This is a genomic window from Actinomadura bangladeshensis (genome assembly GCF_004348335.1).
GTDB classification, from domain to species: domain Bacteria; phylum Actinomycetota; class Actinomycetes; order Streptosporangiales; family Streptosporangiaceae; genus Spirillospora; species Spirillospora bangladeshensis.
On record NZ_SMJW01000051.1, the window covers coordinates 1 to 26,775 of the forward strand.

26 protein-coding genes are annotated in these 26,775 nt (G+C 72.8%); 19 read left to right on the forward strand and 7 right to left on the reverse strand.

All coding sequences use genetic code 11. The features are described 5' to 3' along the window. Positions 1-57: 57 nt before the first annotated feature. Positions 58-2,184 (reverse strand): transketolase, encoded by a 2,127-nt coding sequence (tkt, locus tag E1284_RS12695; RefSeq protein WP_131939249.1) that lies wholly within the window; start codon positions 2,182-2,184, stop codon positions 58-60. A gap of 562 nt (positions 2,185-2,746) precedes the next feature. Here tkt and E1284_RS12700 point away from each other — a divergent pair. The 3 genes from E1284_RS12700 (at position 2,747) to E1284_RS12710 (ending at position 6,081) form a co-directional block, all read left to right on the forward strand. Continuing rightward, on the forward strand, positions 2,747-3,736 hold the full coding sequence (locus E1284_RS12700) for a heme o synthase (RefSeq protein WP_207923723.1): 990 nt from the start codon (positions 2,747-2,749) through the stop codon (positions 3,734-3,736). Between the two features lie 74 nt (positions 3,737-3,810). Then, a complete protein-coding gene (locus E1284_RS12705; RefSeq protein WP_131939250.1) occupies positions 3,811-5,037 on the forward strand; it encodes a PrsW family intramembrane metalloprotease in 1,227 nt (408 codons plus the stop codon). A 48-nt stretch (positions 5,038-5,085) separates the two neighbouring features. Continuing rightward, on the forward strand, positions 5,086-6,081 hold the full coding sequence (locus tag E1284_RS12710) for a COX15/CtaA family protein (RefSeq protein ID WP_131939251.1): 996 nt from the start codon (positions 5,086-5,088) through the stop codon (positions 6,079-6,081). A gap of 4 nt (positions 6,082-6,085) precedes the next feature. On the opposite strand, the gene polX is transcribed toward E1284_RS12710, so the two are convergent. The 5 genes from polX to E1284_RS12735 all read right to left on the reverse strand — a co-directional run bounded on the left by polX (position 6,086) and on the right by E1284_RS12735 (position 11,447). Further along, positions 6,086-7,804 carry a DNA polymerase/3'-5' exonuclease PolX gene (gene polX, locus E1284_RS12715; protein WP_131939252.1) on the reverse strand — a complete coding sequence of 573 codons (1,719 nt, stop codon included), beginning with the start codon at positions 7,802-7,804 and terminating at the stop codon, positions 6,086-6,088. 39 nt (positions 7,805-7,843) lie between these two features. Further along, positions 7,844-8,680 carry a proteasome subunit beta gene (gene prcB / locus E1284_RS12720; RefSeq protein ID WP_243714436.1) on the reverse strand — a complete coding sequence of 279 codons (837 nt, stop codon included), beginning with the start codon at positions 8,678-8,680 and terminating at the stop codon, positions 7,844-7,846. 110 nt (positions 8,681-8,790) lie between these two features. Continuing rightward, on the reverse strand, positions 8,791-9,738 hold the full coding sequence (locus E1284_RS12725; protein ID WP_131939254.1) for an EamA family transporter: 948 nt from the start codon (positions 9,736-9,738) through the stop codon (positions 8,791-8,793). A 3-nt stretch (positions 9,739-9,741) separates the two neighbouring features. Next, positions 9,742-10,512 (reverse strand): ABC transporter permease, encoded by a 771-nt coding sequence (locus tag E1284_RS12730; RefSeq protein ID WP_131939255.1) that lies wholly within the window; start codon positions 10,510-10,512, stop codon positions 9,742-9,744. Next, complete coding sequence (locus E1284_RS12735) at positions 10,509-11,447, reverse strand: ABC transporter ATP-binding protein (protein ID WP_131939256.1); 939 nt, start codon at positions 11,445-11,447, stop codon at positions 10,509-10,511. The genes E1284_RS12730 and E1284_RS12735 overlap by 4 nt, the downstream gene beginning before the upstream one ends. Before the next feature lie 197 nt (positions 11,448-11,644). On the opposite strand from E1284_RS12735, the gene E1284_RS12740 reads away from it, so the two are divergent. From E1284_RS12740 to E1284_RS12805, 14 genes are all read left to right on the forward strand, one after another. Further along, positions 11,645-12,886, forward strand: a complete 1,242-nt coding sequence (locus E1284_RS12740) for an arginine deiminase (protein ID WP_131939257.1) — start codon at positions 11,645-11,647, stop codon at positions 12,884-12,886. Between the two features lie 27 nt (positions 12,887-12,913). Continuing rightward, a complete protein-coding gene (argF, locus tag E1284_RS12745; RefSeq protein ID WP_131939258.1) occupies positions 12,914-13,927 on the forward strand; it encodes an ornithine carbamoyltransferase in 1,014 nt (337 codons plus the stop codon). A 10-nt stretch (positions 13,928-13,937) separates the two neighbouring features. Beyond that, on the forward strand, positions 13,938-14,873 hold the full coding sequence (arcC, locus tag E1284_RS12750) for a carbamate kinase (protein ID WP_131939259.1): 936 nt from the start codon (positions 13,938-13,940) through the stop codon (positions 14,871-14,873). A 26-nt stretch (positions 14,874-14,899) separates the two neighbouring features. Further along, positions 14,900-16,324 carry an amino acid permease gene (locus E1284_RS12755; protein WP_243714437.1) on the forward strand — a complete coding sequence of 475 codons (1,425 nt, stop codon included), beginning with the start codon at positions 14,900-14,902 and terminating at the stop codon, positions 16,322-16,324. After that, positions 16,321-17,265 carry a universal stress protein gene (locus E1284_RS12760; protein WP_243714438.1) on the forward strand — a complete coding sequence of 315 codons (945 nt, stop codon included), beginning with the start codon at positions 16,321-16,323 and terminating at the stop codon, positions 17,263-17,265. The genes E1284_RS12755 and E1284_RS12760 overlap by 4 nt, the downstream gene beginning before the upstream one ends. Before the next feature lie 84 nt (positions 17,266-17,349). Continuing rightward, the gene (locus tag E1284_RS12765; RefSeq protein WP_131939260.1) at positions 17,350-18,096 is read left to right on the forward strand and encodes a helix-turn-helix transcriptional regulator; all 747 of its coding nucleotides are present in this window, start codon (positions 17,350-17,352) and stop codon (positions 18,094-18,096) included. Positions 18,097-18,124: 28 nt separating this feature from the next. Then, positions 18,125-19,537: a Fe-S cluster assembly protein SufB gene (sufB, locus tag E1284_RS12770; RefSeq protein ID WP_131939261.1), complete on the forward strand. Its 1,413-nt coding sequence runs from the start codon at positions 18,125-18,127 to the stop codon at positions 19,535-19,537. Next, positions 19,537-20,673, forward strand: coding sequence for a Fe-S cluster assembly protein SufD (sufD, locus tag E1284_RS12775; protein WP_131939262.1), 1,137 nt, complete (start codon positions 19,537-19,539; stop codon positions 20,671-20,673). The genes sufB and sufD overlap by 1 nt, the downstream gene beginning before the upstream one ends. Then, positions 20,670-21,032: a non-heme iron oxygenase ferredoxin subunit gene (locus tag E1284_RS12780; protein WP_131939263.1), complete on the forward strand. Its 363-nt coding sequence runs from the start codon at positions 20,670-20,672 to the stop codon at positions 21,030-21,032. Before sufD ends, E1284_RS12780 begins: the two co-directional genes overlap by 4 nt. Positions 21,033-21,059: 27 nt before the next feature. Continuing rightward, positions 21,060-21,824 carry a Fe-S cluster assembly ATPase SufC gene (gene sufC / locus E1284_RS12785; protein ID WP_131939264.1) on the forward strand — a complete coding sequence of 255 codons (765 nt, stop codon included), beginning with the start codon at positions 21,060-21,062 and terminating at the stop codon, positions 21,822-21,824. Then, the gene (locus tag E1284_RS12790) at positions 21,821-23,083 is read left to right on the forward strand and encodes a cysteine desulfurase (protein WP_131939265.1); all 1,263 of its coding nucleotides are present in this window, start codon (positions 21,821-21,823) and stop codon (positions 23,081-23,083) included. The genes sufC and E1284_RS12790 overlap by 4 nt, the downstream gene beginning before the upstream one ends. Positions 23,084-23,125: 42 nt before the next feature. After that, on the forward strand, positions 23,126-23,584 hold the full coding sequence (sufU, locus tag E1284_RS12795; RefSeq protein WP_131939266.1) for a Fe-S cluster assembly sulfur transfer protein SufU: 459 nt from the start codon (positions 23,126-23,128) through the stop codon (positions 23,582-23,584). Beyond that, on the forward strand, positions 23,581-23,913 hold the full coding sequence (locus E1284_RS12800) for a metal-sulfur cluster assembly factor (RefSeq protein WP_131939267.1): 333 nt from the start codon (positions 23,581-23,583) through the stop codon (positions 23,911-23,913). The genes sufU and E1284_RS12800 overlap by 4 nt, the downstream gene beginning before the upstream one ends. A gap of 151 nt (positions 23,914-24,064) precedes the next feature. Then, positions 24,065-24,262, forward strand: a complete 198-nt coding sequence (locus E1284_RS12805; protein WP_131939268.1) for a hypothetical protein — start codon at positions 24,065-24,067, stop codon at positions 24,260-24,262. Here E1284_RS12805 and E1284_RS12810 read toward each other — a convergent pair. Beyond that, positions 24,201-24,761: a hypothetical protein gene (locus E1284_RS12810; RefSeq protein ID WP_131939269.1), complete on the reverse strand. Its 561-nt coding sequence runs from the start codon at positions 24,759-24,761 to the stop codon at positions 24,201-24,203. The genes E1284_RS12805 and E1284_RS12810 overlap by 62 nt on opposite strands. A gap of 132 nt (positions 24,762-24,893) precedes the next feature. Here E1284_RS12810 and E1284_RS12815 point away from each other — a divergent pair, with 132 nt between their 5' ends. Next, positions 24,894-26,084, forward strand: coding sequence for a sensor histidine kinase (locus E1284_RS12815; RefSeq protein WP_243714439.1), 1,191 nt, complete (start codon positions 24,894-24,896; stop codon positions 26,082-26,084). Then, positions 26,081-26,758: a response regulator gene (locus tag E1284_RS12820; protein WP_131939270.1), complete on the forward strand. Its 678-nt coding sequence runs from the start codon at positions 26,081-26,083 to the stop codon at positions 26,756-26,758. The genes E1284_RS12815 and E1284_RS12820 overlap by 4 nt, the downstream gene beginning before the upstream one ends. The last annotated feature ends 17 nt before the right edge of the window (positions 26,759-26,775 follow it).

The window sequence follows — 26,775 nt, forward strand, 5'->3', positions numbered from 1 at the left end:
GGGCGGGACGGCGGCGGGGCCCGCGCCCGCGCTCGGCGGCGGGGCCCCGCCCGTCCCCTAGTTGCCGGTGGTCTCGCCGCGCCCGGCGCCGTGCACGCCGGCCTTGATCAGGCTCGCCTTCGCCGCCGCGACGACCCGCTCGGAGGTGATCCCGAACTGCAGGAACAGCGTCTTGTAGTCCGCGGACGCGCCGAAGTGCTCCAGGCTCACCGACTCGCCGTCGTCGCCGACGTAGCTCCGCCAGCCGAGCGCGACGCCCGCCTCGACCGACACGCGGGCCTTCACCCCGGGCGGGAGGACCTCCTGCCGGTAGGCGTCGGTCTGCTCCTCGAACCACTCCACGCACGGCATCGACACGACCCGGGTCGGGGTGCCCTCGGCCTGCAGCGCCGTGCGCGCCTCCAGGGCGAGCTGGACCTCGCTGCCGGTCGCGATGAGGATCACCTCGGGCTGCCCGCCGTCGGCGTCGGCCAGCACGTAGCCGCCCTTGGCGACGCCCTCCGCGGACGCGATCTCGCCGCCGCGCTCCAGCGTGGGCAGCTTCTGCCGGGTCAGCGCGAGGCCCGCCGGGCGGTCGGTGTGCCGCAGCACGGTCCGCCACGCGACCGCGGTCTCGTTGGCGTCCGCCGGCCGGACGACGTCCAGGCCCGGGATCGCCCGCAGCGCCCACAGGTGCTCCACCGGCTGGTGCGTCGGGCCGTCCTCGCCGAGGCCGATCGAGTCGTGCGTCCACACGTAGGTGACCGGCAGCTTCATCAGCGCCGCCAGCCGGACCGCCGGGCGCATGTAGTCGCTGAAGATCAGGAACGTGCCGCCGTAGGGGCGGGTGCCGCCGTGCAGCGCGATGCCGTTGCAGATCGCGCCCATCGCGTGCTCGCGGACGCCGAAGTGCAGCGTGCGGCCGTAGCGCCCGCCGGGGAACTCCTTGGTCTGGAACTCCTCGGGGATGAAGGACGGCTCGCCCTTCATCGTGGTGTTGTTGCTCTCCGCCAGGTCGGCCGAGCCGCCCCACAGCTCCGGCAGCACCGGCGCGAGCGAGGCGAGGATCTCACCGGACGCCGCGCGGGTGGCGATCTGCTTGCCGGGCTCGAACGCGGGGAGCGCCTCGTCCCAGCCGGGCGGCAGCGCGCGCTCGGAGATCCGGTCGTACTCGGCGGCCCGGTCGGGGTTCGCCGCCCGCCACGCGTCGAACGCCTCGTTCCACGCGGCGTGGTCGGCGCGGCCCCGCGCCGACACCTCGCGGGCGTGCGCCAGCACGTCCTCGGGGACCTGGAAGGTCTCGGCCGGGTCCATGCCGAGGATCCGCTTGGTCGCGGCGACCTCGTCGGCGCCGAGCGCCGAGCCGTGGATCTTGCCGGTGTTCTTCTTGTTCGGCGCCGGCCACCCGATGATCGTGCGCAGCGCGATGAACGACGGCCGGGCCGTCTCGGCCTTCGCCGCGTCGAACGCCGCCGCGAGCGCGGCCACGTTCTCCTCGTAGTCGCCGTTCTCGGTCCAGTCGACGTGGTGGACGTCCCAGCCGTACGCCGCGTAGCGGGCCCGCACGTCCTCCGACATCGCGATCGCGGTGTCGTCCTCGATCGAGATCTTGTTGTCGTCGTAGAGCAGCACCAGGTTGCCGAGCCGCTGGTGGGCCGCGAGCGCGCTCGCCTCGTGGCTGATGCCCTCCTCGATGTCGCCGTCGGAGGCGAACGCCCAGATCATGTGGTCGAAGGGGGACTCGCCCTGCGGCGCGTCGGGGTCGAACAGGCCGCGCTCGCGGCGGGCCGCCATCGCCATCCCGACCGCGTTCGCGACGCCCTGCCCGAGCGGCCCCGTGGTCGTCTCGACCCCGGCCGTGTGCCCGTGCTCGGGGTGGCCCGGGGTGAGGCTGCCCCACTTGCGCAGCGCCTTCAGGTCGTCCAGCGTCATCGGGTAGCCCGACAGGTACAGCTGGATGTACAGGGTCAGGCTGGAGTGCCCGCAGGAGAGCACGAACCTGTCCCGCCCGGCCCAGTGCGGGTCGGTCGGGTCGTGCCGGAGGTAGCGCTGGAAGAGAAGGTAGGCGGCGGGCGCGAGGCTCATCGCCGTACCGGGGTGGCCGGAGCCCGCCTCCTCGACCGCGTCCATGGCGAGGGCGCGGATCACGTCCACCGCGCGCCGGTCCGTCTCGGACCACTCAAACGTGCTGTTGTCCCTGCTCACGGAACGCCAGGCTCCTCTCGAACCGGTGTTTCAAGTCCACTCTGTAATGTTGTGCGCCACAGCTTCCCCGGCCCCGTGCCGCCGCCCGGTCCGCGGCGGGCGAAGATCATGCCGCGCCCCTGGCGAGCCTATCGCGCGGGAGGGCCGCCGCAGGCCGGGCCGTGCTGAGCCGCGCGCAGCCGCCCGCCGCCGTTCGGTGCCAGTGTGGTGTCGTGCGGTGCCGTGTGCCGGGGCCGCGCACCGGGGGGGCGGCGCCCGCGGCACCTCCCTGCACCCTTGCCCGGACGCCTCGCGCGCTAACCCCCCGCACGGGGGATCCGGCGGGTGATCCGGGACATGCTCCGGGAGGGGCCCGACCGGCCCGGCGGTCACCGTGCGGCGCGTCCGGTGACCCGGTGCACGACTCCCGGAGGGGTCGGACTACAGTGATTGCGCGGCTGACGGCAAGCGGCCGCGGCAACAAGACCAAGCCGAAGTCGCATGAACCCGAGGCCGGCCCGGAACACGGGGGCACCGCCGAGGTGGACCGATTTCTCATCCCTAGTTGGACGTGGACCCGATTGTGACGGTGCTCAGTAACAAGCGCGGGGTCGAGCTCGACGAGCGGGTGCCGGGGGCGCTCGCTCCGGCCCTCGTGCCCAACCCCGCCGAAAGCGCCGCCCGCCGGACGGTGGGCGCGAGCCTGCGCGCCTATGTGGCGCTCACCAAGCCGCGCGTCATCGAGCTGCTGCTGATCACCACCATCCCGGTGATGTTCCTGGCCGCCGACGGCGTCCCGCCCCTGTCCACGGTGCTGCTGACGCTGGCGTTCGGGACGATGTCCGCCGGATCCGCCAACGCGATCAACTGCTACATCGACCGCGACATCGACGCCAAGATGCGCCGCACCCGGCGCCGCCCGCTCGCCCGCCACCAGGTCACCCCGGCCCGCGCCCTGATCTTCGGGGTGACGCTGGCCGTGCTGTCCACGGCCGGGTTCCTGCTGGCGGTCAACCCGGTCGCCGCGGCCGGATCGCTGTTCGCGATCCTGTTCTACGTCTTCGTGTACTCGCTGCTGCTCAAGCGGCGCACCTCCCAGAACGTCGTGTGGGGCGGCATCGCCGGGTGCATGCCCGTCCTCATCGGCTGGGCCGCGATCACCGGGTCCGTCGCCTGGACGCCGTTCGTGCTGTTCATGGTGGTGTTCCTGTGGACGCCGCCGCACACCTGGACGCTGGCGATGCGCTACCGCGAGGACTACGCCGTCGCCAAGGTCCCGATGCTGCCGGTCGTCGCGTCCGAGCGCCGCGTCGTCACCGAGAGCCTCGCCTACACCTACGCCACCGTCGCGGCCTCGCTGGCGCTGTGGCCGGTCGCCGGGATGAGCCCGGTGTACGGGGCCGTCGCGGTCGTGCTCGGCCTGGTGTTCCTCGCCGAGGGGCACCGGCTGCTGAAGGCGGTGCGCGCCGGGGTGACCGGCGTCCACCTGCGGCCGATGCGGTTCTTCCACCTCTCCAACGTGTACCTGGCGCTGCTGTTCACCGCCGTGGCGGCCGACCCGCTGCTGCACTGAGCCGGCGCGGCCGGCCGGTCACCGCCGGTGACGGTCGGCCCGGCGCCGGACACGGCTTCGGTTACCCTCACGTCATGGCGCGCATGGATCCGAAAGCGGTGCTGGAAGGCCGGGTGCCGGGCAGGCCCCCGGTCGGCCTCATCGTCGGCATGACCGTGTCCGGGCTCTGCATCCTGATCGCGTTCGGCGCGGACGCGGCGCTCGGCGGGGCCGGATTCTGGGTCGGGGTGCTGCTCGCCATCCTCCCGATCCCGGTCCTGGTCGCGCTCGCCCTCACGCTGGACCGGCTGGAGCCGGAACCGCCGCGCGCCCTGGCCTTCTCGTTCATGTGGGGGGCGGGCATCGCCGTGCTCGGCGCGCTCGTCCTCAACACCGCCGGGCTGCTGTACGTGACCGTGCCCATCTTCGGGGAGACCGAGGGCCACTTCGTCAGCGCCACGTTCGGCGCGCCGATCATCGAGGAGACGCTGAAGGGCGCCGTCCTGTTCGGCCTGCTGTGGTTCCGCCGCAACGAGATCGACGGCTTCGCCGACGGCATCATCTACGCCGCGATGGTCGGCCTCGGCTTCGCCATGATGGAGAACATCACCTACTACATGCGGGCGTTCGAGGACGGCGGCGCCCAGCAGCTCCAGGCGGTGTTCATCCTGCGCGGCCTCATCGCGCCGCTCAGCCACCCCCTGTTCACGTCCATGACCGGGCTCGGCGTCGCCTACGCCGCCACGCACCGGCGCGGCCAGCTCGCCGCGCCGCTCGCCGGGCTGCTCGGCGCTATGGTCCTGCACGGGCTGTGGAACGGCTCCGCGGGCGCGTTCGGGCTCGCCGGCCTCGGCATCGTCTACCTGCTGGACTTCTGCGTCCTGGTCGCGCTGATCGTGATCGTCTTCGTCGAGCGGCGCGGCACCGTCCGCCGCATCGAGACCTACCTGCCGATGTACGCCGGGACGGGCCTGGTGACGCCGCAGGACGTGCGGATGCTGCGCTCCATCCCGTCCCGCCGCGCCGCCCGCCGCTGGGCCCGGTCGGTCGGCGGGCCGCCCGCCGGCCGCGCCATGACCGACTACCAGCTCGCCGCGACGGAGCTGGCGCTGCTGCACAAGCGCGCCGACCGCGGGGTGGCCGAGCAGCGCTGGTTCGTCACCCGCCGCGACTCGCTGCTGGAGCTGATGTCCCTGGCCCGGCAGGCGTTCCTGCGCACGCCGCTGCGCCCCGGGGCGGCCTGGCCGGCCGGCCCGCCGTGGGCGGGGCAGGGCCCGTCGGGGTTCCTGCCGCCGCGGCCGCCCGGCCCCTACGGCACGTAACCGGGGGTCGGGTCGAGGGCACGGGCACCCGGCCATACGATTGGTGCCGTGGCTGAGCGACCGTCGTCGAATCCCGCGATCCGGACCTGGAACGCCGTGTGGCGTCCGACCCCCGGATCGCTGCGGCTGCTCGCGCTCCTCGGCGTCATCGGCAACGTGCTCATCGTCATCAGCGGCGGCGCCGTCCGCGTCACCAAGTCCGGGCTCGGCTGCCCCGAATGGCCGCGGTGCACCGGCGACAGCCTCGTCCCCACGCACAGCCCCGAGCACCACCTGCTGAACATGTCGATCGAGTTCGGCAACCGGATGGTCACCTTCCTGGTGCTGGGCATCGGCGTCCTGGTGTTCGTCGCGGCGCTGCGGCTGCGGCCGCGCCGCAAGGAGCTCGTGTGGTGGGCGCTGGCGCAGCCGATGAGCGTGGTCGCGCAGGCGGTCATCGGCGGCATCGTCGTCCTCACCAAGCTGCACCCGGCGGCCGTGTCGCTGCACTTCCTCGTCTCGCCGGCGCTGCTGGTCTTCTGCGTGGCGCTGTGGGTCCGCGCCGGGGAGGGCGACGCCCCGCCGCGCCGCCTCGCCGGGCCGTGGACGCGCGGCCTCGCCGCCGCGCTGCTGGTCTCCTGCGCCGCCGTCCTCGTCGCGGGCACCGTCGTCACCGGCACCGGCCCGCACGCGGGGGACGCCGAGTCCCGCCGCTACGGGTTCAACATCACCGACGTCGCCCGCATCCACGGCGAGCTGGCCTGGCTCACCATCGGCCTGACCCTCGCGGTGATCGCCGCCCTCTACCGCACGGGCGCCCCGGCCGCCGCGCGGCGCCGCGCGCTGGAGCTGGCCGGCCTGATCGTGATCCAGGGCGCCATCGGCTACACCCAGTACTTCCTCGGCGTCCCCGCGGGCCTGGTGCTGCTGCACATGCTCGGCTCGGTGCTGATGTGGATCGCTGCGTTCCGCCTGTTCTTCGCCCTCCGCGACCGGGGCCCCGTCCCCGCCGCCGCGCCCGCGCCCGCCGCCGTCCGGCAGGCGGAGGCCCCGCAGCCCGCCTGACGGCTCACCGCTTCCGGAGGAACTCGCGGAGCCGGGGCAGGGGCCAGGTGTTGACGACGTCGTCGGGGGTCAGCCAGCCGCGCTGGGCGGTGCCGACGCCGTAGCGGATGTTGCGGTGGTCGCTCAGCGAGTGCGCGTCGGTGTCGATGGAGAACTTCACGCCGAACCGCTTCGCGCGGCGGATCAGGTCGGCGGGCAGGTCGAGCCGGTCGGGGAACGAGTCGATCTCCATGGCGGTGCCGGTGCGGGCGGCGGCGCGGAAGACCTCGTCCCAGTCGGCGTCCACCGGCGGGCGGCGGCCCATGCTGCGGGCCGTGGGGTGGCCGATGACGTGGACGTGCGGGTTCTCGCAGGCCCGGACGAGGCGGCGGGTCATCGCGTCCCGGTCCTGGGTGAAGTGGGAGTGGACGGACGCGACGCAGATGTCGAAGCCGGAGAGGAAGTCCGCGTCCCAGTCGACGCCGCCGTCGGGGTCGATGTTGAGCTCGGTGCCGTGGAGCAGGACGAGGTCGGGATACCGCTTCTGCAGTTCGGCGACCTCGGCGCGCTGGGCGAGCTTCTTCTCGTCCGTCATGCGCTGCATCACCAGGTCGGGCGCGTGGTCGGTGATCGCGTAGTACTCCAGGCCGCGGGCCCGCGCGGCCGCGGCCATGTCCGCGAGGGACGCGACGCCGTCGGTCAGGTCGGTGTGGCTGTGCAGGTCGCCGCGCAGGTCGTCGGCGGTGACGAGGCGGGGCAGCTCGTCCTTGAGGGCCGCCTCGATCTCGCCGGTGTCCTCCCGGAGGGTGGGATGGACCCAGGGCAGGCCCAGCCGCTCGTAGACCTCCTCCTCGGTCTCGGACACGATCAGCTCGTCGGACTCGGCGTCGAACAGGCCGTACTCCGACAGCTTGAGGCCCGCCTTGACGGCGATCTCGCGGGTGCGGATGTTGTGGGCCTGCGAGCCGGTGAAGTACTGCAGCGCCGCGCCCCACGACTCGGGCGGGACGACGCGCAGATCGACCTGCAGGCCCGTGGAGGTGCGGATCGAGGTCTTCTTGTCGCCGCCCACGACGACCTCCGCGACGAGCGGCAGCGCGGTGAACGCCTCCATGATCGGGCGCGGGTCGCGGGAGGCGGCGAGGACGTCCACGTCGCCGATCGTCTCGCGCATCCGGCGCAGCGACCCGGCGTGCTCGCAGCGCTCCACCTGCGGGAGCTCCGAGAGGGCGGCGACGACCTCGTCGGCGACGCCCGCGGCCGCGTCGACCAGGACGCGCTCACCGGAGCTGCGCATCAGCTCGATGCCGCGGAGGATGTTCTCCTCGGTCTTGGCGCCGAAGCCCTTGAGACCGCGCAGGCGGCCCTCCCCGATGGCGGCCGCGAGCTCGTCCACCGACGAGATGCCGAGCTCCTCGTAGACGGCCAGGGCCTTCTTCGGGCCGAGCGTCGGGATGGCGGTGAGCGCCCGGACCCCGGCGGGGATCTGCGTCCGCAGCTCCTCGACCTGCCGGATCGTGCCGGTCGTGGTGTAGTCGAGGACCTTCTTCGCGATCGCCTCGCCCACAGTCGGGATCGTGCGCAGCCCGGCCAGGTCGAGATCGGCGATGTCGTCCGGGTATCCGGCGATCGCTCGCGCGGCCTTCTCGTACGCCCGGATCTTGAAGGCGTCGCCGCCCGTGATCGACAGCAGGTCGGCCAGTTCCTGGATGAGGGCTGCGGCCTCGTCGTTCGCGCGTGCCATACGGCCGAGTCTAGAAGCCGGGTACGACGTTCCCCGTGATCAGCGCAGCGGCGCGGTGGGGCCGCCCGGGTTCTCCATGCGGCCCCGCACGACCTCCTCGGCGATCGCGGACACCTGGTCCTCGGGGAGGCGCCGGTAGCCGTCCTCGGTGACGACCGCGATCGTCGGGTAGATGCGCCGCATCGGGTCGGGCCCGCCGGTGGCGGTGTCGTCGTCGGCCGCGTCGAACATGGCCTGGACGCAGACGGTGGCGGCGTCCTCCAGCGACAGGTCGCGCCGGTAGAGCTTCTTCAGCGCGCCCAGCGCGTAGGGGGAGCCGGACCCGTCCGCGTGGAAGTCGCGGGCCTCCTGCGGCGCGCCGGTGATGTCGTAGGTGTAGATCCGCCCCTCGCCCGTGCCGGGGTCGTAGCCGGTGAACAGCGGGACGACCGCGAGGCCCTGCAGCGCCTGGGCGAGGTTGGCCTGGATGACGGCGCCCAGCCGGCGGGCCTTGCCCGGCAGCGACAGCGGGACCGTCTCCATCTTCTCGTAGTGCTCCAGCTCGACCTGGAACAGCCGGACCATCTCCAGCGCCAGCCCGACCGTCCCCGCGAACGCGACCGCCGAGTACTCGTCGGCGCGCTGGACCTTGTCCAGCTCCCGGTAGGCGATGCGGTTGCCCTGCGTGGCGCGTCGGTCGCCCGCCATCATGACGCCGCCGGGGAACTCCAGCGCCAGGACGGTCGTGCCGTGCGGCACCTCGGGCGCGTCGCCCTCCGGGACGCGGTTGACCGGCAGCAGCTCGGGGGAGTGCAGGCGCAGGAAGTCGACGAACGACGCCGACCCTCCCTCGAAGAACTCGGGCGGGATCCCCTGGTCCTCGGTCCGGCCGATCACGGCGGCTCCTCTCCCCACGCTGGACGACCCGTGCCTTGATCCGTGCGTGATGCCTTTACGCGGATCTCCTTGCACGCCGATCCTTCCACGCTGCCACATCGGGCCGCCACTCAAGCCTCGGGAGCCTCCGTGGGATCCCTCTGGCCTCTCGTGGCGCCGGCGCAGGCGACGATGACGCAGGCGATCGCGACCCACTGGCGCCCGGTGAGGATCTCGCCGAGCACCACCAGGCCGACGAGGGCGGCGACGGCGGGCTCCAGGCTCATCAGGATCCCGAAGACGCGGGCGGGCACCCGGCGCAGCGCCTCCAGCTCCAGCGAGTACGGGATGACCGACGACAGCAGGCCGACGCCGAGCCCGATCAGCAGCAGCTCCGGGTCGAGCAGCGCGCCGCCGCCCGCCGCGACCCCGGTCGCGATGCCGCCCGGCAGCACGACCAGCGTGCCGATGATGCTGGCCAGGGCCAGCCCGGTGGTGCCGGGGATGCGCCGCCCGGTGGCCGCGGTGAGCAGGATGTAGGACGCCCAGCCGACCGCGGCGAGCAGCGCGAACGCGATGCCGAGGAGGTCGGCGTCGCCGCCGCCCCGGGCGAGCATGACCACGCCCGCGCCCGCGAGCAGCACCCACAGGACGTCCCGCGGGCGGCGGGAGCCGGCGATCGCGACCGACAGCGGCCCGAGGAACTCGATCGTGACCGCGACGCCCAGCGGGATCCGCGCGAGCGCCTGGTAGAAGGCGAAGTTCATCCCGGCGAGCGAGATCCCGTACCCGGCGACGACGGCGAGGCTCGTCCAGGAGTGGTCGCGCAGCACGGTGCGCAGCGCCCGGCGGGCCAGGAAGCCCAGCACCAGCGCCGAGGCCAGCAGCCGGATCGACACGACGGACGTCGGCGGCAGCCGCTCGAACAGGTGCTTGGCCAGGCCCGCGCCGACCTGCACCGAGACGATGCCGAGGAAGATCAGCGCGGGCGGCGGGACCGAGCCGAGCGACAGCGCGCGCGTGCGGCCGGTGGCGCGGGTCGTGCCGCCGAGCGAGCCCGGTGCTTCAGCGAGGGCCAACGGTCACTCCCACCGGAAGAAGCGGGCGGCGAGGGCGAGGCCGGCGACGGCCCACACCGCGAGGACGAGCAGCGGCTGCGCGGGGAACGCGGCGCCGTCCTGCAGGACGTCGCGCAGCCCGCCCGCCAGCGCCGAGATCGGCAGCAGCTCCAGGGCGTCCCGGACGGGGCCGGGGAACTTCTCCAGCGGGAACACGACGCCGCCGACGGCCAGCAGCAGGATGTAGACGAGGTTCGCGGCGGCGAGGGCCGCCTCGGCGCGCATCGTCCCGGCCATGAGCAGCCCGAACCCGGAGAACGCGGCGGTGCCGAGCAGCAGCAGGACGAGCACCGAGGCCGGGTCGCCGTGCGGCTCCCAGCCGAGCGCCAGCGCCACCGCGCAGATCACCGCGGCCTGCACTGCCTCGACCGCCAGCACGCTGGCGGTCTTGGCGCCGATCAGCCCGGCGCGCGGCAGCGGGGTGGCGCCGAGCCGCTTGAGGACGCCGTAGCGCCGCTCGAACCCGGTCCCGATCGCCTGCCCGGTGAACGCCGTGGACATCACCGCGAGCGCGAGGATGCCGGGCGCGAGGAAGTCGACACGGCGGCCGGAGCCGAGGTCGAGCAGGGAGGTCGCGCTGAACAGGACGAGCAGCACCACCGGGATGATCAGCGTCAGCAGCAGCTGCTCGCCGTTGCGCAGCACGGTGCGGAACTCGTAGCGGGCCTGCGACGCGACCATCCGCGGCAGCGGCACGGCCCCCGGCGCGGGGGACAGGTCCAGTGGGGCGGTCATGACCGCAGCTCCCGTCCGGTGAGTTCGAGGAAGACGTCCTCCAGCGTGCGGCGCTCGATCCGCAGGTCCTCGGTCAGGACGCCGTGCGAGGCGCACCAGGCGGTGACGGTGGCGAGCAGCTCGGGGCGCACGTCCGCCTCGATCAGGTAGTGCCCGGCGGGCGACTCCTTGGCCGCGCTGCCGGCGGGCAGCGCGGCGAGCAGCTCGTCCAGGCCGAGGCCGGGCCGGGCGCGGAACCGCAGCTGCCGCTCGGCGCCGGTCAGCTCCTCGGGGGCGCCCTCGGCGACGACCCGGCCGTGGTCGACGATGACGACGCGGTCGGAGAGGCGCTCGGCCTCCTCCATGTTGTGGGTCGTGAGGACCACCGACACCCCGGCGGCGCGCAGCTCCTCGATCAGCTCCCAGGTGGCGTGCCTGGCCTGCGGGTCGAGGCCGGTGGTGGGCTCGTCGAGGAAGACCAGCTCGGGCCGCCCGACGATGGCGACGGCGAGGGACAGGCGCTGCTGCTGCCCGCCCGACATGCGGCGGAACGGGGTGCGGGCGTGCTCGGTGAGGCCGAGCCGCGCCAGCAGGGCCGCCGGGTCGAGCGGCGTCGCGTGGAACGAGGCGACGAGCGTCAGGAACTCGCCGGCGCGGGCGGTGCCCGGCACGCCGCCGGACTGCGGCATCACGCCGACCCGCGGCTTCAGCGCCCGGCCGCCCGCGACCGGGTCCAGGCCGAGGACGCGGACGGTGCCGGAATCGGCCCGTCTGAACCCCTCGCAGATCTCGATGGTCGTCGTCTTGCCCGCGCCGTTCGGGCCGAGCAGCGCGGTGACGGCGCCCCGGGCAGCGCTGAAGGACAGGCCGTCGACGGCCGTGGCCGCGCCGTAGCGCTTCACGAGAGAGTGCAGCTCGACCGCGCTGTCTCGGCCGCCGCCTCCGGGGGGTGTCATGCAGACGAGTTTAGGTCCGGGCCCCGGCAGCTCCGTGCCGGGTCCCGCCGCCGGTCCGGGTGAAGGTCGGGCAAAGCCCGCGGGCCGCGCCGATCCAGTTTCGGGCGCCGGAGCGCGGGAATTGCGGACCTGTCGCCGGACCGGGCCGGTGACCTGGGGTCGTGCGGCGCCGCGGCCGGGCCCCGAGGAGGTGGGGGATGCCGTTCCACGTCGATTCGGAGGCCGGCCGGCTCCGGGAGGTGCTGCTGCACCGGCCGGAGCTGTCGCTGAAGCGGCTCACCCCGTCCAACGCGGCCGGGCTGCTCTTCGACGACGTGCTGTGGGTCAGGCGCGCGGTGGAGGAGCACGAGGAGTTCGAGGACGTGCTGCGGGCCGAGGGCGTCCGGACGCACCTGCTGATGGACCTGCTCACCGAGACGGCCGGGATCCCCGAGGCGCGCAAGCACATCATGGACGCCGTCGTCGACCCGCACTGGTTCGGCCCGCTCGCCACCGACGCGATCCGCAACTGCCTGGACTCCATGGACGTGCAGGAGCTCGCCGCGTTCCTGATCGGCGGCATCACCAAGCGGGAGATCCTGGAGCGCATCCCCGAGCCCGCGTCGATCGCGTTCCACTCCCTCCCCATGGACGGCTTCCTGCTGCCGCCGCTGCCCAACCACCTGTTCACCCGCGACACCTCGTGCTGGATCTACGACGGCGTCTCGATCAACACGATGCGCAAGAAGGCGCGGCTGCGCGAGACGGTCAACATGGAGGCGGTCTACCGCTGGCACCCGCTGTTCGCCGCCGGGTACGGCCGGCCCGCCGAGGGCGGCTTCCACGTGTGGAGCAGCGGGACGGCGATGGCGCCCGCCACGCTGGAGGGCGGCGACGTCCTGGTCATCGGCAACGGCGCCGTGCTGGTCGGGATGAGCGAGCGGACGCAGCCGCAGGCCGTGGAGATGCTCGCGCAGTCGCTGTTCGCCGCCGGGTCGTGCACCCGGATCGTCGCGCTGCGGATGCCGCACAGGCGGGCGTTCATGCACCTGGACACGGTCATGACGATGGTCGACCACGGCGTGTTCACCGCCTACGCGGGGCTCGGCATGCTGCCGTCCCACACCGTCGAGCCGGGCGACACCGAGAAGGAACTGAAGATCACCGACCATCCTCCCGAGGACATGCACCGGGCGATCGCCGCGGCGCTCGGCCTGGACGACATCAAGGTCCTCGTCCCGACGCAGGACGTGTTCGCCGCCGAGCGCGAGCAGTGGGACGACGGCGCGAACGTCCTGGCCGTCTCGCCCGGCGTCGTCGTCGCCTACGAGCGCAACGCGACGAGCAACAACCATCTGAGCCGGAACGGGATCGAGGTCATCACCATCCGCGGCAGCGAGCTGGGCCGCGGGCGGGGCGGCCCGCGCTGCATGACCTGCCCGCTCATCCGGGACGCCTGACGACCAACGACTCTCGGGAGACCGGATATGGCGCTCGACCTCCGCGGCCGCAGCCTGCTCAGGGAACTCGACTTCACTCCGGAGGAGTTCGGGTACCTGCTCGACCTCGCGGCCGAGCTGAAGGCCGCGAAGCACACCGGGACGGAGCGGCAGGCCCTGACCGGCCGGAACATCGCGCTGATCTTCGAGAAGACGTCCACCCGGACGCGCTGCGCGTTCGAGGTCGCCGCGCACGACCAGGGCGCCCACGTGTCCTACCTCAGCCCCGGCGGGACGCAGATCGGCCACAAGGAGTCGATGAAGGACACGGCCCGCGTCCTGGGACGGATGTACGACGGCATCGAGTACCGGGGATCGAGCCAAAGGCTCGTGGAAGAACTCGCCGAGTACGCGGGCGTCCCCGTGTGGAACGGACTGACCGACGAGTGGCACCCCACGCAGATGCTCGCCGACATGCTCACCATGCGCGAGCACAGCGGCAAGCCCCTGCAGGACGTCACGTACGCCTACCTGGGCGACGCGCGCAACAACATGGGCCACTCCTACGTGGCCACCGGCGCGCTGCTCGGCATGAACGTGCGCATCGTCGCGCCGCAGACCCTGTGGCCGGACGAGGAGGCGGTCGTCCAGCCGTCCAGGACGGTGGCGGCCAAGACCGGAGCGGACATCACCCTCACCGAGGACGTGTCCGAAGGCGTACGCGGCGCCGACTTCGTCATGACCGACGTGTGGGTGTCGATGGGCGAGCCCGAAGAGGTGTGGGACGAGCGCATAGCGCTGCTCAAGCCCTACCAGGTGAACACCGAGGTCATGCGGGCGACCGGGAACCCGGAGGCCAAGTTCATGCATTGCCTTCCCGCCTTCCACGACCGGGGGACGGCGGTGGGGGAGGAGATCTACCGCAAGACCGGCCTGGAGGCGCTGGAGGTCACCGACGAGGTGTTCGAGTCGGGCGCCTCCATCGTCTTCGACGAGGCCGAGAACCGGATGCACACCATCAAGGCGGTCATGGTCGCGACGCTCGGCCGGCCGGGCGGGTGAGGGGGAACGGATGCGCGTGGTCGTCGCGCTCGGGGGGAACGCGCTGGTCAAACGGGGGGACCTGGCCGACGCCGGGCCGCAGCGCGCCAACGTCGACCGGGCGGTGCGGGCGCTCGCGCCGCTCGCCGAGAGGCACGAGCTGATCATCACGCACGGGAACGGGCCGCAGGTCGGGGTGCTGGCGCTGGAGAGCGTCAACGACCCGAACCTGACCCGGCCCTACCCCCTCGACACGATCGGCGCCGAGACCCAGGGCATGATCGGCTACTGGATGCTGCAGGCGCTGCAGAACGCGCTGCCCGGCCGCCAGGTGATGGCGATGATCAACCAGACGCTGGTGTCGGCGGTGGACCCGGCGTTCGAGAACCCGACCAAGTTCGTCGGGCAGGTCTACGACCGGGAGGAGGCGGAGAAGCTCGCCGGCGAGTACGGCTGGACGGTCCGCCGGGACGGGGACAAGTGGCGCCGCGTCGTGCCGTCCCCGCGCCCGCAGCGGGTGATCGAGACCCGGCTGATCCGCGAGCTGGTCCGGCTCGGCACGGTCGTGGTCTGCGCCGGCGGCGGCGGAGTCCCGGTGTTCCGCAACGACGTCGGCCGGCTGGAGGGCGTCGAGGCGGTGATCGACAAGGACCTCACCGCGGCCGTCCTGGCCGAGAGCATGGACGCGGACGCGCTGCTCATCCTCACCGACGTCCCCCGCGTGATGCGGAACTTCGGCACGCCGGAGCAGGAGGAGATCGGCCACACGACCCCCTACGAGCTGCGCGCCGAGGACTTCCCCGCCGGGTCGATGGGCCCCAAGGTCCAGGCGGCGGTGGGCTTCGTCGAGCGGACCGGCGACATGGCCGCGATCGGGCTGCTCGACCAGTGCGTGGAGATCCTCGCCGGCACCGCCGGGACGATCGTCACGCCCAACGCCACCTGGCCGCTGGAAAGCACCCTGTGACCACCGGGACGGCGGCTGGATCGTTCGTGCGCAGCCTGCTGCGCACGAAACCGGTCGACCGGATCGTCGCCGAGGGCGGGCAGGGCGAGGGCGGCGAGCTGAAGCGCTCGATGAGCCTGCTGCAGCTCACCTTCTTCAGCGTCGGCGCGACCCTCGGCACCGGCATCTTCGTCGTCCTCGGCGAGGCGGTGCCGCTGGCCGGCCCGGCGGTCGTCCTGGCGTTCGTGCTCGCCGCCGTCACCGCGCTGTTCTCGGCGCTGTCGTACGCGGAGCTGGCCGGGACGATCCCGGTGTCCGGCTCGTCCTACTCCTACGCCTACGCGACGCTCGGCGAGCTGGTCGCCTGGATCTGCGGGTGGTGCCTGCTGCTGGAGTACGCGGTGTCGGTGTCGGCCGTCGCGGTCGGCTGGGGCTCCTACCTCAACGCGTTCTTCGACGCGGCGCTCGGCGTCACGATCCCGGCGCGGATCGCCAACCCGCCCGGCGAGGGCGGCCTGGTCAACGTCCCGGCCGTCGTCGTGGTGCTGATCGCCGCGCTGCTCCTGCTGCGCGGCACGTCCGAGAGCGCCGCCGCCAACACCGTCATGGTCTTCCTGAAGATCGCCGTGCTGCTGTTCTTCTGCGCGGTCGCCTTCACCGCGTTCAAGGCGGGCAACCTGAGCGCGTTCGCGCCGATGGGCTGGGCGGGGATCAGCGCCGCCGGCGGCAAGGTGTTCTTCTCCTACATCGGCTTCGACGCCGCCTCCACCGCCGGCGAGGAGGCGAAGGACCCGCGCCGGGACCTGCCGCTCGCGATCGTCCTGTCGCTGGCCATCGTCACCGTCCTGTACGTGCTGGTCGGGCTGGCCGCCGTCGCCGCGATGCACTGGGAGAGGTTCGCGCTGAGCGGCTCGGAGGCGTCCCTGGCGGAGGTGCTGGACGTGGCGACCGGGCGGTCCTGGCCGTCGATGGTCCTCGCGCTCGGCGCGGTGATCGCCATCGCCAGCGTCGTCCTCACCGTCATGTACGGGCAGACCCGCATCCTGTTCGCCATGGCGCGGGACGGGCTCGTCCCGGAGGTGTTCCAGAGGGTCAGCCCCGGCCGGCGGGTGCCGGTCGCCAACACCGTCATCGTGGCGGTGTTCATCGGGGTCCTCGCCGCGGTGATCCCGCTCGGCCGGCTCGTCGACGCCACCAGCATCGGGACGCTGTTCGCGTTCGCGCTGGTCGGCGTCGGCGTCATCGTCCTGCGCCGCACCCGGCCCGAGCTGCCGCGCAGCTTCCGCACCCCGCTGTTCCCGGTGACGCCGCTGCTCGGCGTCGGGTTCTGCCTGTACCTGATGGTCGGCCTCGGCGGCGTCACCTGGGCCGTGTTCGCGCTGTGGTGCGCCGTCGGGCTGGCCGCCTACTTCCTGTACGGCCGGCGGCACTCACGCCTGGCGGGGGAATCCGCGGGAAGGGGAATGCCGTGAACGCCGCGAAGAAGAACGACACCGACGCAATGCGGGTGCTGGTCGGCTACTCGCCCGACGAGCGCGGCGGCGACGCGCTCGCGCTGGCCGCCCTGCTCGCCCGGACGATGCGCGCGCCGCTGACGGCCGTCCACGTCCACCCGCCGCCGTGGCCGGCCCCCGGCCCCGGCGCGGTGGACGCCGAGTGGGTCGCCTGGCTCAGGGGCCAGTCGGACGAGGCGCTCGACGAGGCCGCCGCGCGCCTCGCCGAGATGGACGTGCCGAAGCGGGACATCGAGCTGCGCGTCCACGCCCACCGCAGCAGCGGGCGCGGCCTCATCCAGGTCGCCGGGGACGTGGGCGCCGACCTGATCGTGGCGGGCTCGGCGCCCCGCGGGCGGCGCGGCCGGGTCGCGATCGGCAGCACCGCCGACCAGCTGCTGCACGGCTCGCCCGTCCCGGTCATGCTGGCCCCGCGCGGCTACGCGGCGCACCCGCCGCGGCGCATCGCGCGGATGACCCTCGCCTACTGGCGGCGCCGGGACGGCGACGGGCCGCTGACGGCCGCCGCCGGCATCGCCGAGCGGCTGGACGCCGAGCTGCGGCTGCTCACCCTGCTGATCCGGCCGCCCGGCCTCGCGGCCCGGTTCCGCGCCCCGGGCGGCGTGCTGGACCGCCAGCTCGCCCAGGCCGAGGAGGACCTGCGCTACGCCGCCGGGCTGCTCGGCGGCGGGGCGCCGGTGGAGCGGCTCACCGCCATCGGGACCGACATCGCCAAGACGCTCGGCACCGTCGATATGCTGCACGGCGAGGTGCTGGCCTGCCTGTCCGGGCACGACGGCCCGCTGCGCAAGGTCTTCCTCGGGGAGAGCTCCGGCAAGATCCTCCGTGCCGCGCCGTGCCCGGTGCTGCTGCTGCCGCGCGGGGCCGCCGCGCCGACCGCGGGAGAAAGCCCAGGTTAGGTAAGCCTTGCCTGCGTGAGCTACGACATCGGCGTTCCGGTGTTTCCGGGGAAGGAATTACGGCACACTGATGTTGTGAAATACGTGAGCGAGGATCAGACGACCACCGGGGCCGCCGCCGCGCGGCCGTCCGGCGTGCCGTCCGGCCCCGGCCACACCGAGCGCGACACGCGCGCGCGGGTGGCCCGGCTGATCCTCGAGCACGGCCCGGTCACGGCGTCCACGCTGGGCGAACGCGTCGGCCTCACGCCGGCCGCGATCCGCAGGCACCTGGACGCGCTGCTGGCCGAGGGCATGATCGAGGTCCGCAAGGCGCGGGTGCCGCAGACCCGGCGCGGCCGGGGACGCCCGGCCAAGTGGTTCGCCATCACCGACGCGGGGCGCAGCGCGTTCGTGCACGCCTACGACGACCTGGCGACCAGCGCGCTGCGGTTCCTGGCGGACAAGGCCGGCGACCACGCGGTCGCCGAGTTCGCCCGGCGGCAGATCGCCGACCTGGAGCAGCGGTACCGGCCGGTCGTGCAGGACGCGCCGCCCCAGCAGCGGGTCCGCATGCTCGCCGAGGCCCTGTCGGGCGACGGCTACGCGGCCGCCGCGGCCAAGGCGCCCCAGCCGGGCGGCGGCGAGCAGCTGTGCCAGCACCACTGCCCGGTCGCGCACGTCGCCGCGGAGTTCCCGCAGCTGTGCGAGGCCGAGACCGAGGCGTTCAGCAGGCTGCTCGGCACCCCCGTCCAGCGGCTGGCCACCATCGCCCACGGCGACGGGATCTGCACCACCCACGTCAGCCCGGTCGACCTGTGCGCCGACCGGGCCCGAGATGATGCGACGTGACGAAGATATCACTCTCTGGAGTTGTTCTATGACTACAGCAGCCCACCCCGAACTCGAGGGGCTCGACAGGTACAAGTTCGGCTGGGCCGACTCGGACGAAGCCGGCGCGGCGGCCCGCCGCGGCCTGAACGAGGACGTCGTCCGCGACATCTCGGCCAAGAAGGACGAGCCCGAGTGGATGCTCGACCTGCGCCTCAAGGGGCTGCGGCTGTTCAACAAGAAGCCGATGCCCACCTGGGGCTCGGACCTGTCGGACATCGACTTCGACAACATCAAGTACTTCGTGCGCTCCACCGAGCAGCAGGCGTCGTCGTGGGAGGAGCTCCCCGACGACATCAAGAACACCTACGACAAGCTCGGCATCCCCGAGGCCGAGAAGCAGCGCCTGATCGCCGGCGTCGCCGCGCAGTACGAGTCGGAGGTCGTCTACCACAAGATCCGCGAGGACCTTGAGGAGAAGGGCGTCATCTTCGTCGACACCGACACCGGCCTGCGCGAGCACCCGGAGATCTTCCAGGAGTACTTCGGCTCGGTGATCCCGGTCGGCGACAACAAGTTCGCCGCGCTGAACACCACCGTGTGGTCGGGCGGCTCGTTCGTCTACGTCCCGCCGGGCGTGCACGTGGAGATCCCGCTCCAGGCCTACTTCCGGATCAACACCGAGAACATGGGCCAGTTCGAGCGGACGCTGATCATCGCCGACGAGGGCTCCTACGTGCACTACGTCGAGGGCTGTACCGCGCCGATCTACAAGTCGGACTCGCTGCACTCGGCGGTCGTGGAGATCATCGTCAAGAAGGACGCCCGCGTCCGCTACACGACCATCCAGAACTGGTCGAACAACGTCTACAACCTGGTGACCAAGCGCGCCGTCGCCTACGAGGGCGCCACCATGGAGTGGGTCGACGGCAACATCGGCTCCAAGGTCACCATGAAGTACCCGGCCGTCTACCTGCTCGGCGAGCACGCCAAGGGCGAGACCCTGTCGATCGCCTTCGCGGGCGAGGACCAGCACCAGGACGCCGGCGCCAAGATGGTGCACGCAGCGCCGAACACCTCCTCCAGCATCATCTCCAAGTCGGTGGCGCGCGGCGGCGGCCGCACGTCCTACCGCGGGCTGGTGCAGATCCAGGAGGGCGCCGAGCACAGCAAGTCCACGGTCAAGTGCGACGCGCTGCTCGTCGACCAGATCAGCCGGTCCGACACCTACCCCTACGTCGACGTCCGCGAGGACGACGTCGAGATGGGCCACGAGGCGACCGTCTCCAAGGTGTCGGAGCAGCAGCTGTTCTACCTGATGAGCCGCGGCCTCACCGAGGACGAGGCGATGGCGATGATCGTGCGCGGGTTCGTCGAGCCCATCGCGCGGGAGCTGCCGATGGAGTACGCCCTGGAGCTGAACCGGCTCATCGAGCTGCAGATGGAAGGAGCCGTCGGCTGATGGGGCTCGACACCAAGCCTCTCTCGACGCTGCACGAGAAGGCGTCCTACGACGTCGCCGACTTCGAGGTCCCGACGGGCCGCGAGGAGGAGTGGCGGTTCACCCCGCTGCGCCGCCTCCGCGGCCTGCACAAGGGCACCGCGCAGGACGGCGGCAAGGTCCTGCTGGAGGTCGAGGCGGCCCCCGAGGTCACCGTCGAGACCGTCGGGCGCGACGACCCGCGCCTCGGCAAGGCGTACGTGCCCGCCGAGCGGGTCAGCGCGCAGGCGTGGAACTCCTTCACCGACGCGACCGTCGTGACCGTCCCGAAGGAGGCCGTCGCCTCGGCGCCGACCGTCCTGCGGCGGCGCGGCGAGGACGCCTCGGCCGCCGCCTACGGCCACACCACCGTCGTGGTGGAGCCGTTCGCCGAGGCCACCGTGGTGCTCACCCACCGCGGGTCGGCGACCTACGCCGAGAACATCGAGTTCGTCGTCGGCGACGGCGCCCGCCTGTCGGTCATCAGCCTGCAGGACTGGGCGGACGACGCCGTCCACGTCGCCCACCAGCACGCCCGGCTCGGCCGCGACGCCCGGTTCGTCTCGCACAACATCTCGCTCGGCGGCGACGTCGTGCGGATCTCGCCGTCCATCGCCTACGCGGCGCCGGGCGGCGACGCCGAACTGTACGGGGTGTACTTCGTCGACGGCGGCCAGCACCTGGAGCACCGCCTCCTCGTCGACCACACCGTCCCGCACTGCCGCAGCCGCGTCGACTACCGCGGCGCCCTGCAGGACCAGGACGCGCACGCGGTGTGGATCGGCGACGTGATCATCCGCGCGGAGGCGGAGGGCACCGACACCTACGAGCTGAACCGCAACCTCGTCCTCACCGACGGGACGCGGGTCGACTCGGTGCCGAACCTGGAGATCCTCACCGGCGAGGTCGCCGGTGCGGGGCACGCCTCCGCGTCGGGGCGCCTGGACGACGAGCACCTGTTCTACCTGCAGGCGCGCGGCATCACCTTCGACGAGGCGCGCCGCATGGTCGTCCGGGGCTTCCTCGGCCAGCTGGTCGAGCGCATCGAGGTCGCCGAGGTCCGCGACAAGGTGCGCGAGGCCATCGAGGAAGAGCTGGACCAGGGAGCGGCTCGATGACCGAAACCGCGAAGCCCGGGGAGTCTGGGGGGGCGACCCCCCAGCAGGGGTACGTGAAGGTGTGCGCGCTGGACGAGGTCCCCGCCGACGGGGCCCTCGGCGTCGAGGTCGACGACACGCCCGTCGTCATCGCGCGCAGCGGCGACGAGGTGTACGCCCTGAACGACATCTGCTCGCACGCCGAGGTCTCGCTGTCGGAGGGCGAGATCTACAACGGCACCATCGAGTGCTGGCTGCACGGGTCGTGCTTCGACCTGCGCAGCGGCAAGCCCACCAACCCGCCGGCCACGCAGCCGGTCGCCACCTACAAGGTCAAGGTCGAGAGCGGGGACGTCTACGTCTCGCTCGGCGACGACTGACCCCACGACGAAGGAACCACACGCACTATGGCCACGCTAGAGATCCGCGACCTCCACGTCTCCGTCGGCGACGGCTCCGACGGGGCGAAGGAGATCCTCCGCGGGGTCGACCTGACCGTGCAGGCCGGCGAGACCCACGCGATCATGGGGCCGAACGGCTCCGGCAAGTCCACCCTGGCCTACGCCGTCGCCGGGCACCCCAAGTACACGGTGACGTCCGGCACGGTCACGCTGGACGGCGAGGACGTCCTCGCGATGTCGGTCGACGAGCGCGCCCGCGCCGGGCTGTTCCTGGCGATGCAGTACCCGGTCGAGGTGCCGGGCGTGTCCGTCTCCAACTTCCTGCGCTCGGCGGTGACCGCCGTCCGCGGCGAGGCCCCGAAGCTCCGCGACTTCTCCAAGGAGATGAAGACGGCGATGGACAACCTGTCCATCGACCCGGCGTTCGCGCAGCGCAGCCTCAACGAGGGCTTCTCCGGCGGTGAGAAGAAGCGGCACGAGATCCTGCAGCTGGAGATGCTCAAGCCGAAGTTCGCGATCCTGGACGAGACCGACTCCGGCCTCGACGTCGACGCCCTCAAGGTCGTCTCCGAGGGCGTGAACCGGTTCTCCGCCGGCGACACCGGCGTCCTGCTCATCACGCACTACACGCGCATCCTGCGGTACGTGAAGCCCGACTTCGTGCACGTGTTCGCGGCCGGCCGCGTCGTCGCCGAGGGCGGCCCGGAGCTGGCCGACGAGCTGGAGGAGCAGGGCTACGAGAAGTACGTGAAGGCGGGCGCGTCCCTATGAGCCTTCTGCCCGAGGAGCTGAAGAAGGACTTCCCGCTGCTCGGACGCACGGTCCGCGGCGGGCGTCCTCTGGTGTACCTCGACTCGGGGGCGACGTCGCAGAAGCCCGTCCGGGTGCTGGACGCGGAGCGGGAGTTCTACGAGCGGCACAACGCGGCCCCGCACCGCGGCGCGCACCTGCTCGCCGAGGAGGCGACGGAGGCCTACGAGAACGCCCGCGCGTCCATCGCCCGGTTCATCGGCGCGTCGCCCGCCGAGATCGTGTTCACCAAGAACGCCACCGAGGGCATCAACCTCGTCGCGTACGCGATGAGCAACGCCGCGACCGCCGGCCCGGAGGCCGAGCGGTTCGCGGTCGGCCCCGGCGACGAGGTCGTGGTGTCGGAGATGGAGCACCACGCGAACCTCGTGCCGTGGCAGCAGCTGTGCCGGCGCACTGGGGCCACGCTGCGCTGGTTCGGCATCACCGACGAGGGCCGCCTCGACCTGGAGGACCTCGACGACCTGGTCAACGAGCGCACCAAGATCGTCGCGCTGACGCACCAGTCGAACGTGCTCGGGACCGTCCCGCCGGTGGAGCGGATCATCGAGCGCGCGCACGCCGTCGGCGCGCTCGTCCTGCTGGACGCCGCGCAGTCCGTCCCGCACCAGCCGGTCGACGTCACCGGGCTCGGCGCCGACTTCCTGGCGTTCTCCGGCCACAAGATGCTCGGCCCGACCGGCATCGGCGTCCTGTGGGGCCGCGGCGAGCTGCTGGAGGCGATGCCGCCGTTCATCACCGGCGGATCCATGATCGAGCTCGTCCACATGGAGCAGTCCACGTTCATGCCGCCGCCGCAGCGGTTCGAGGCCGGCGTCCCGATGACCGCGCAGGCCATCGGCCTCGGCGTCGCCTGCGACTACCTCGCCGACCTCGGCATGGACCGCGTCCACGCCCATGAGGAGGCCCTCGTCGGGTACTCCCTCGAACGGCTCGGCGAGATCCCCGGCGTCCGCATCATCGGCCCCGGCACCACCGAGGCGCGCGGGGGCGCGGTGTCGTTCACCGTGGAGGACATCCACCCCCACGACGTCGGCCAGGTTCTTGACGACCTGGGCGTCGAGGTCCGCGTCGGCCACCACTGCGCATGGCCGATCTGCCGGCGCTTCGGCATCCCGGCGACGACCCGCGCGACGTTCTACCTCTACAACACCCTCGCCGACGTGGACGCGCTCGCCGACGGGGTACGGCACGCACAGAAGTTCTTCGGAACACACTGACGCGCGGGCCGGTTGTAGCGAAAAAGGCTTGGAAGGGACGACATGCAGCTGGAGGCGATGTACCAGGAGGTCATCCTGGACCACTACCGCAACCCCCACCACAAGGGGCTGCGGGAGCCGTTCGAGGGCGAGGCGCACCACGTCAACCCGACCTGCGGTGACGAGGTGACGCTGCGCGTCCACCTGGACGGCGAGGGCCAGGACGCCACGGTCGCCGACGTGTCCTACGACGCCATGGGCTGCTCGATCAGCCAGGCCAGCGCCTCGGTGATGTCCGACCTGATCATCGGAAAGTCCGTGAAGGAGGCGATGGCCGTCGGCGAGGAGTTCCTGGCCCTGATGCAGTCCCGCGGCCGGGACACCGAGCCCGACGAGGACGTCCTGGAGGACGCCATCGCCTTCGCCGGGGTCTCCAAGTACCCGGCCAGGATCAAATGCGCCCTGCTCGCCTGGATGGCGTGGAAGGACGCGACCGCACGCGCACTCGGAGAGGCATCATGACCGACACGCCCGCGACCGGCACGGCCCCTCAGGAGGAAGAGGTCCTGGAGGCGCTCAAGGACGTCGTCGACCCCGAGCTCGGCATCAACGTCGTCGACCTCGGCCTGATCTACGGCATCAACCTCGACGACGAGGTGGCCACCATCGACATGACGCTGACCAGCGCCGCCTGCCCGCTCACCGACGTGATCGAGGACCAGGCCCACAGCGCCCTGGAGGGCCTGGTCAAGGACGTCAAGATCAACTGGGTCTGGCTCCCGCCGTGGGGCCCGGACAAGATCACCGACGACGGCCGCGACCAGCTCCGCGCCCTCGGCTTCAACGTCTGACACCCCGCACTGCGCGAAGGCCGCGCCCCCGCCCGGGGCGCGGCCTTCGGCGCTCTTCGGGCGGCTGTTGACAGTGGCGGTGTGATGGACGCGTTCCCCGGCAGCGAGCCGGGGCTGGTGGCGCGGCGGGCGGCCGCGGACGGCGGAGTCGATGGCGGCGACCATCGGGACGCACTCGCACCTGCTGGTCCTCGGCGAGGCCGAGCGCGAGCAGGTCATGGCGCGGGTCCTGCACTACCTGCGGAGCGCGCCGGAGACGGGCGAGGGCGAGTTCGAGTTGCCGATCGTCACGCTCGCGGTGCGCGGTCGGCGCGGTCCTTCGGCTTGGCGGGCCACAGCGTGTGGCTGATCGGCCAGATGGCCCAGATCGCGAGGACGGTGCCCAGGCGGGCCGCCCAGGCCGTGAGGGCCCGCGTGCGGTCGGGGTCGCCCACGAGGACGATCGTGGTCAGGAGGAGGGCGCAGGCGATGGCGGTCGCGAGGGCCGCCTTGCCGAACTCGCGCCACTCGTAGCGGGTGCGTGCGCCGCCGTACGCGGGCTTGCCGCGCGGCGGCGGGCCGCCGGCGAAGCGGTGGGCGAAGCGCTCGTCCGCCCAGCGGACCATGCTGTGCCCGAACGCGACCGAGTAGCCGAGGTAGGCGGCGGCGAGGCCGTGGCCGGTGCCGGCGGTCGCCCCGTTGCGCAGGTCGACCGCGGTGGCGGCCAGCAGGACCAGGTCCAGCAGCGGGACGCAGAGCAGCAGCACCGCGCCGGTGCGGCGCAGCCGCAGCGGGTAGCGGGCGAGGAGCCCGGCCGCGAGGACGATCCAGAATCCGATCTCGCATGCGGCGATGACGGCGATGAGCACGGGTTCCAGCGTGGTCCCGGGACGGCGCCGGATCGTCGTCCGCGGTGAGGTTCTCCGGGTCGTCCGAAGGATGTACGCCCGCTCCTCACCCGGGCGGACGAGGCACCGCGGCCGGGATGCTGAGATGTACCCGTGCACCTGATCCGACGGCTGACCACGCGCCAGGACGCGCTGATCGCGGCGGCCGCGCTCGCCGGCGGGCTGCTGATGCTCGCGGCCCACGGCTACTCGACGTGGGCGCCGGGCTGGGACCCCTCGCGCTGGGCGCGCCTGATCCCGCTGCTCGGGCTGTGCGCGGCCATGCTGCTGCGGCGGACGGCGCCGCTGACGGGGCTGGCCCTCGCGACCCCGTTCAACTTCGCCGACGTGGCGTTCGGGCCGAGCATCGCCACCGCGATGATCTACGGGGACGCGCTGTACGCCGCGAGCCTGTACGGGCGGCGGCGGACGGCGGAATGGCTGCTCGGGTCGACCGTGTCCGCGTCGCTGGCGGTCTTGGCCGGCGTCGGGATCGCGCTGCGCGGCGTCGCGGTCGGCGTGGTGGCGGGTGCGGTCGCCGGGCTGGTGTGGGTGGCGCCGGTGCTGACCGCGATGGCGGTCCGCGAGCACCGTTTCCGGGCGGAGGCCGAGCGGCGGCGGGCCGAGGCCGAGCGCGAGCGGGCCGAGCAGGTGGCGCGGCTGGCCGAGCTGGACCGGCGCGCCGCGGTGACCGCCGAGCGGGCCCGGATGGCCCGCGAGCTGCACGACGTGATCGCCAACCATCTGAGCGCGGTGGCGCTGCACTCCTCGGCGGTGCTGCGGGTGGCCGACCTGGACCGCGCGGAGATCGAGCGGTCGCTGCGGGTCATCCGGGAGAACAGCGTGCAGGGGCTCGCCGAGATGCGCCGGATGATCGGGCTGCTGCGGGACGGCGGCGACGCCGACCCGGCCGCCCGGCCGCGGCTCACCGAGCTGGACCGGCTCGTCCGGCACACCGCGCGGTCCGATCTGTCGGCGCGCCTGGAGGTCGCGGGGGAGCCGGCGGAGCTGCCCGCGGCGGTCGAGCTGGCCGCGTACCGGATCGTCCAGGAGTCCCTGACGAACGCGCTCAAGCACGCCGGGCCGGGCCGCGCCGAGGTCCGGGTCGAGTACGGCCGGCGGCTCGTGATCGACGTGTCCAGCCCGCTCGGCCGCAACGGCTCCCGGCTGCCGGGCAGCGGCAGCGGCCTGGTCGGGATGCGCGAGCGCGCGGTGATGCTGGCCGGGGAGTTCGACGCGGGACCGGACGGCGGCCGGTGGCGGGTGCACGCCGAGCTGCCCGTGGAGCTGGAGAGGACGCCATGATCGAGGTGCTGGTCGCCGACGACCAGGCGGCGGTGCGGGCCGGCCTGGTGCTGATCCTGCGCGGCGCGCCCGACGTGCGGGTCGTCGGCGAGGCCGAGGACGGGCTGCGCGCGGTGGAGCTGGCCCGGGAGCTGCGCCCCGACGTGGTGCTCATGGACGTCCGCATGCCCCGCCTGGACGGCGTCAGCGCGACCCGGGAGATCGCCGGGTTCACCGACGTCCTGGTGCTGACCACGTTCGACATGGACGAGTACGTGTTCGGCGCGCTCCGCGCGGGCGCCGCCGGCTTCCTGCTCAAGGACGTGGACGCCGACCGGCTCGTGGAGGCCGTCCGGACGGTCGCCGCCGGCGACGGCGTCATCGCCCCGCAGGTGACCCGGCGGCTGATCGGCGCGTTCGCGGCCCGGCCCGCGGCCGTGCCGGACGTCCCCGGTCTGGACGAGCTGACGCCGAGGGAGCGCGAGGTGTTCGCCTGCCTGGGCGAGGGCCTGTCGAACGGGCAGATCGCGGTGCGCCTCGACATGGCGGAGACGACGACGAAGACGCACGTCAGCCGCATCCTCGGCAAGCTGGGGCTGGCCAGCCGCGTGCAGGCGGCCATCCTCGCCCGGGAAACGGTCGCCACCGGACTTTCCCGGCGTGATCCCGCCGGGGGGCCGCCGGAGGCGCGCTGACCGCGCTGCGGCGCTCT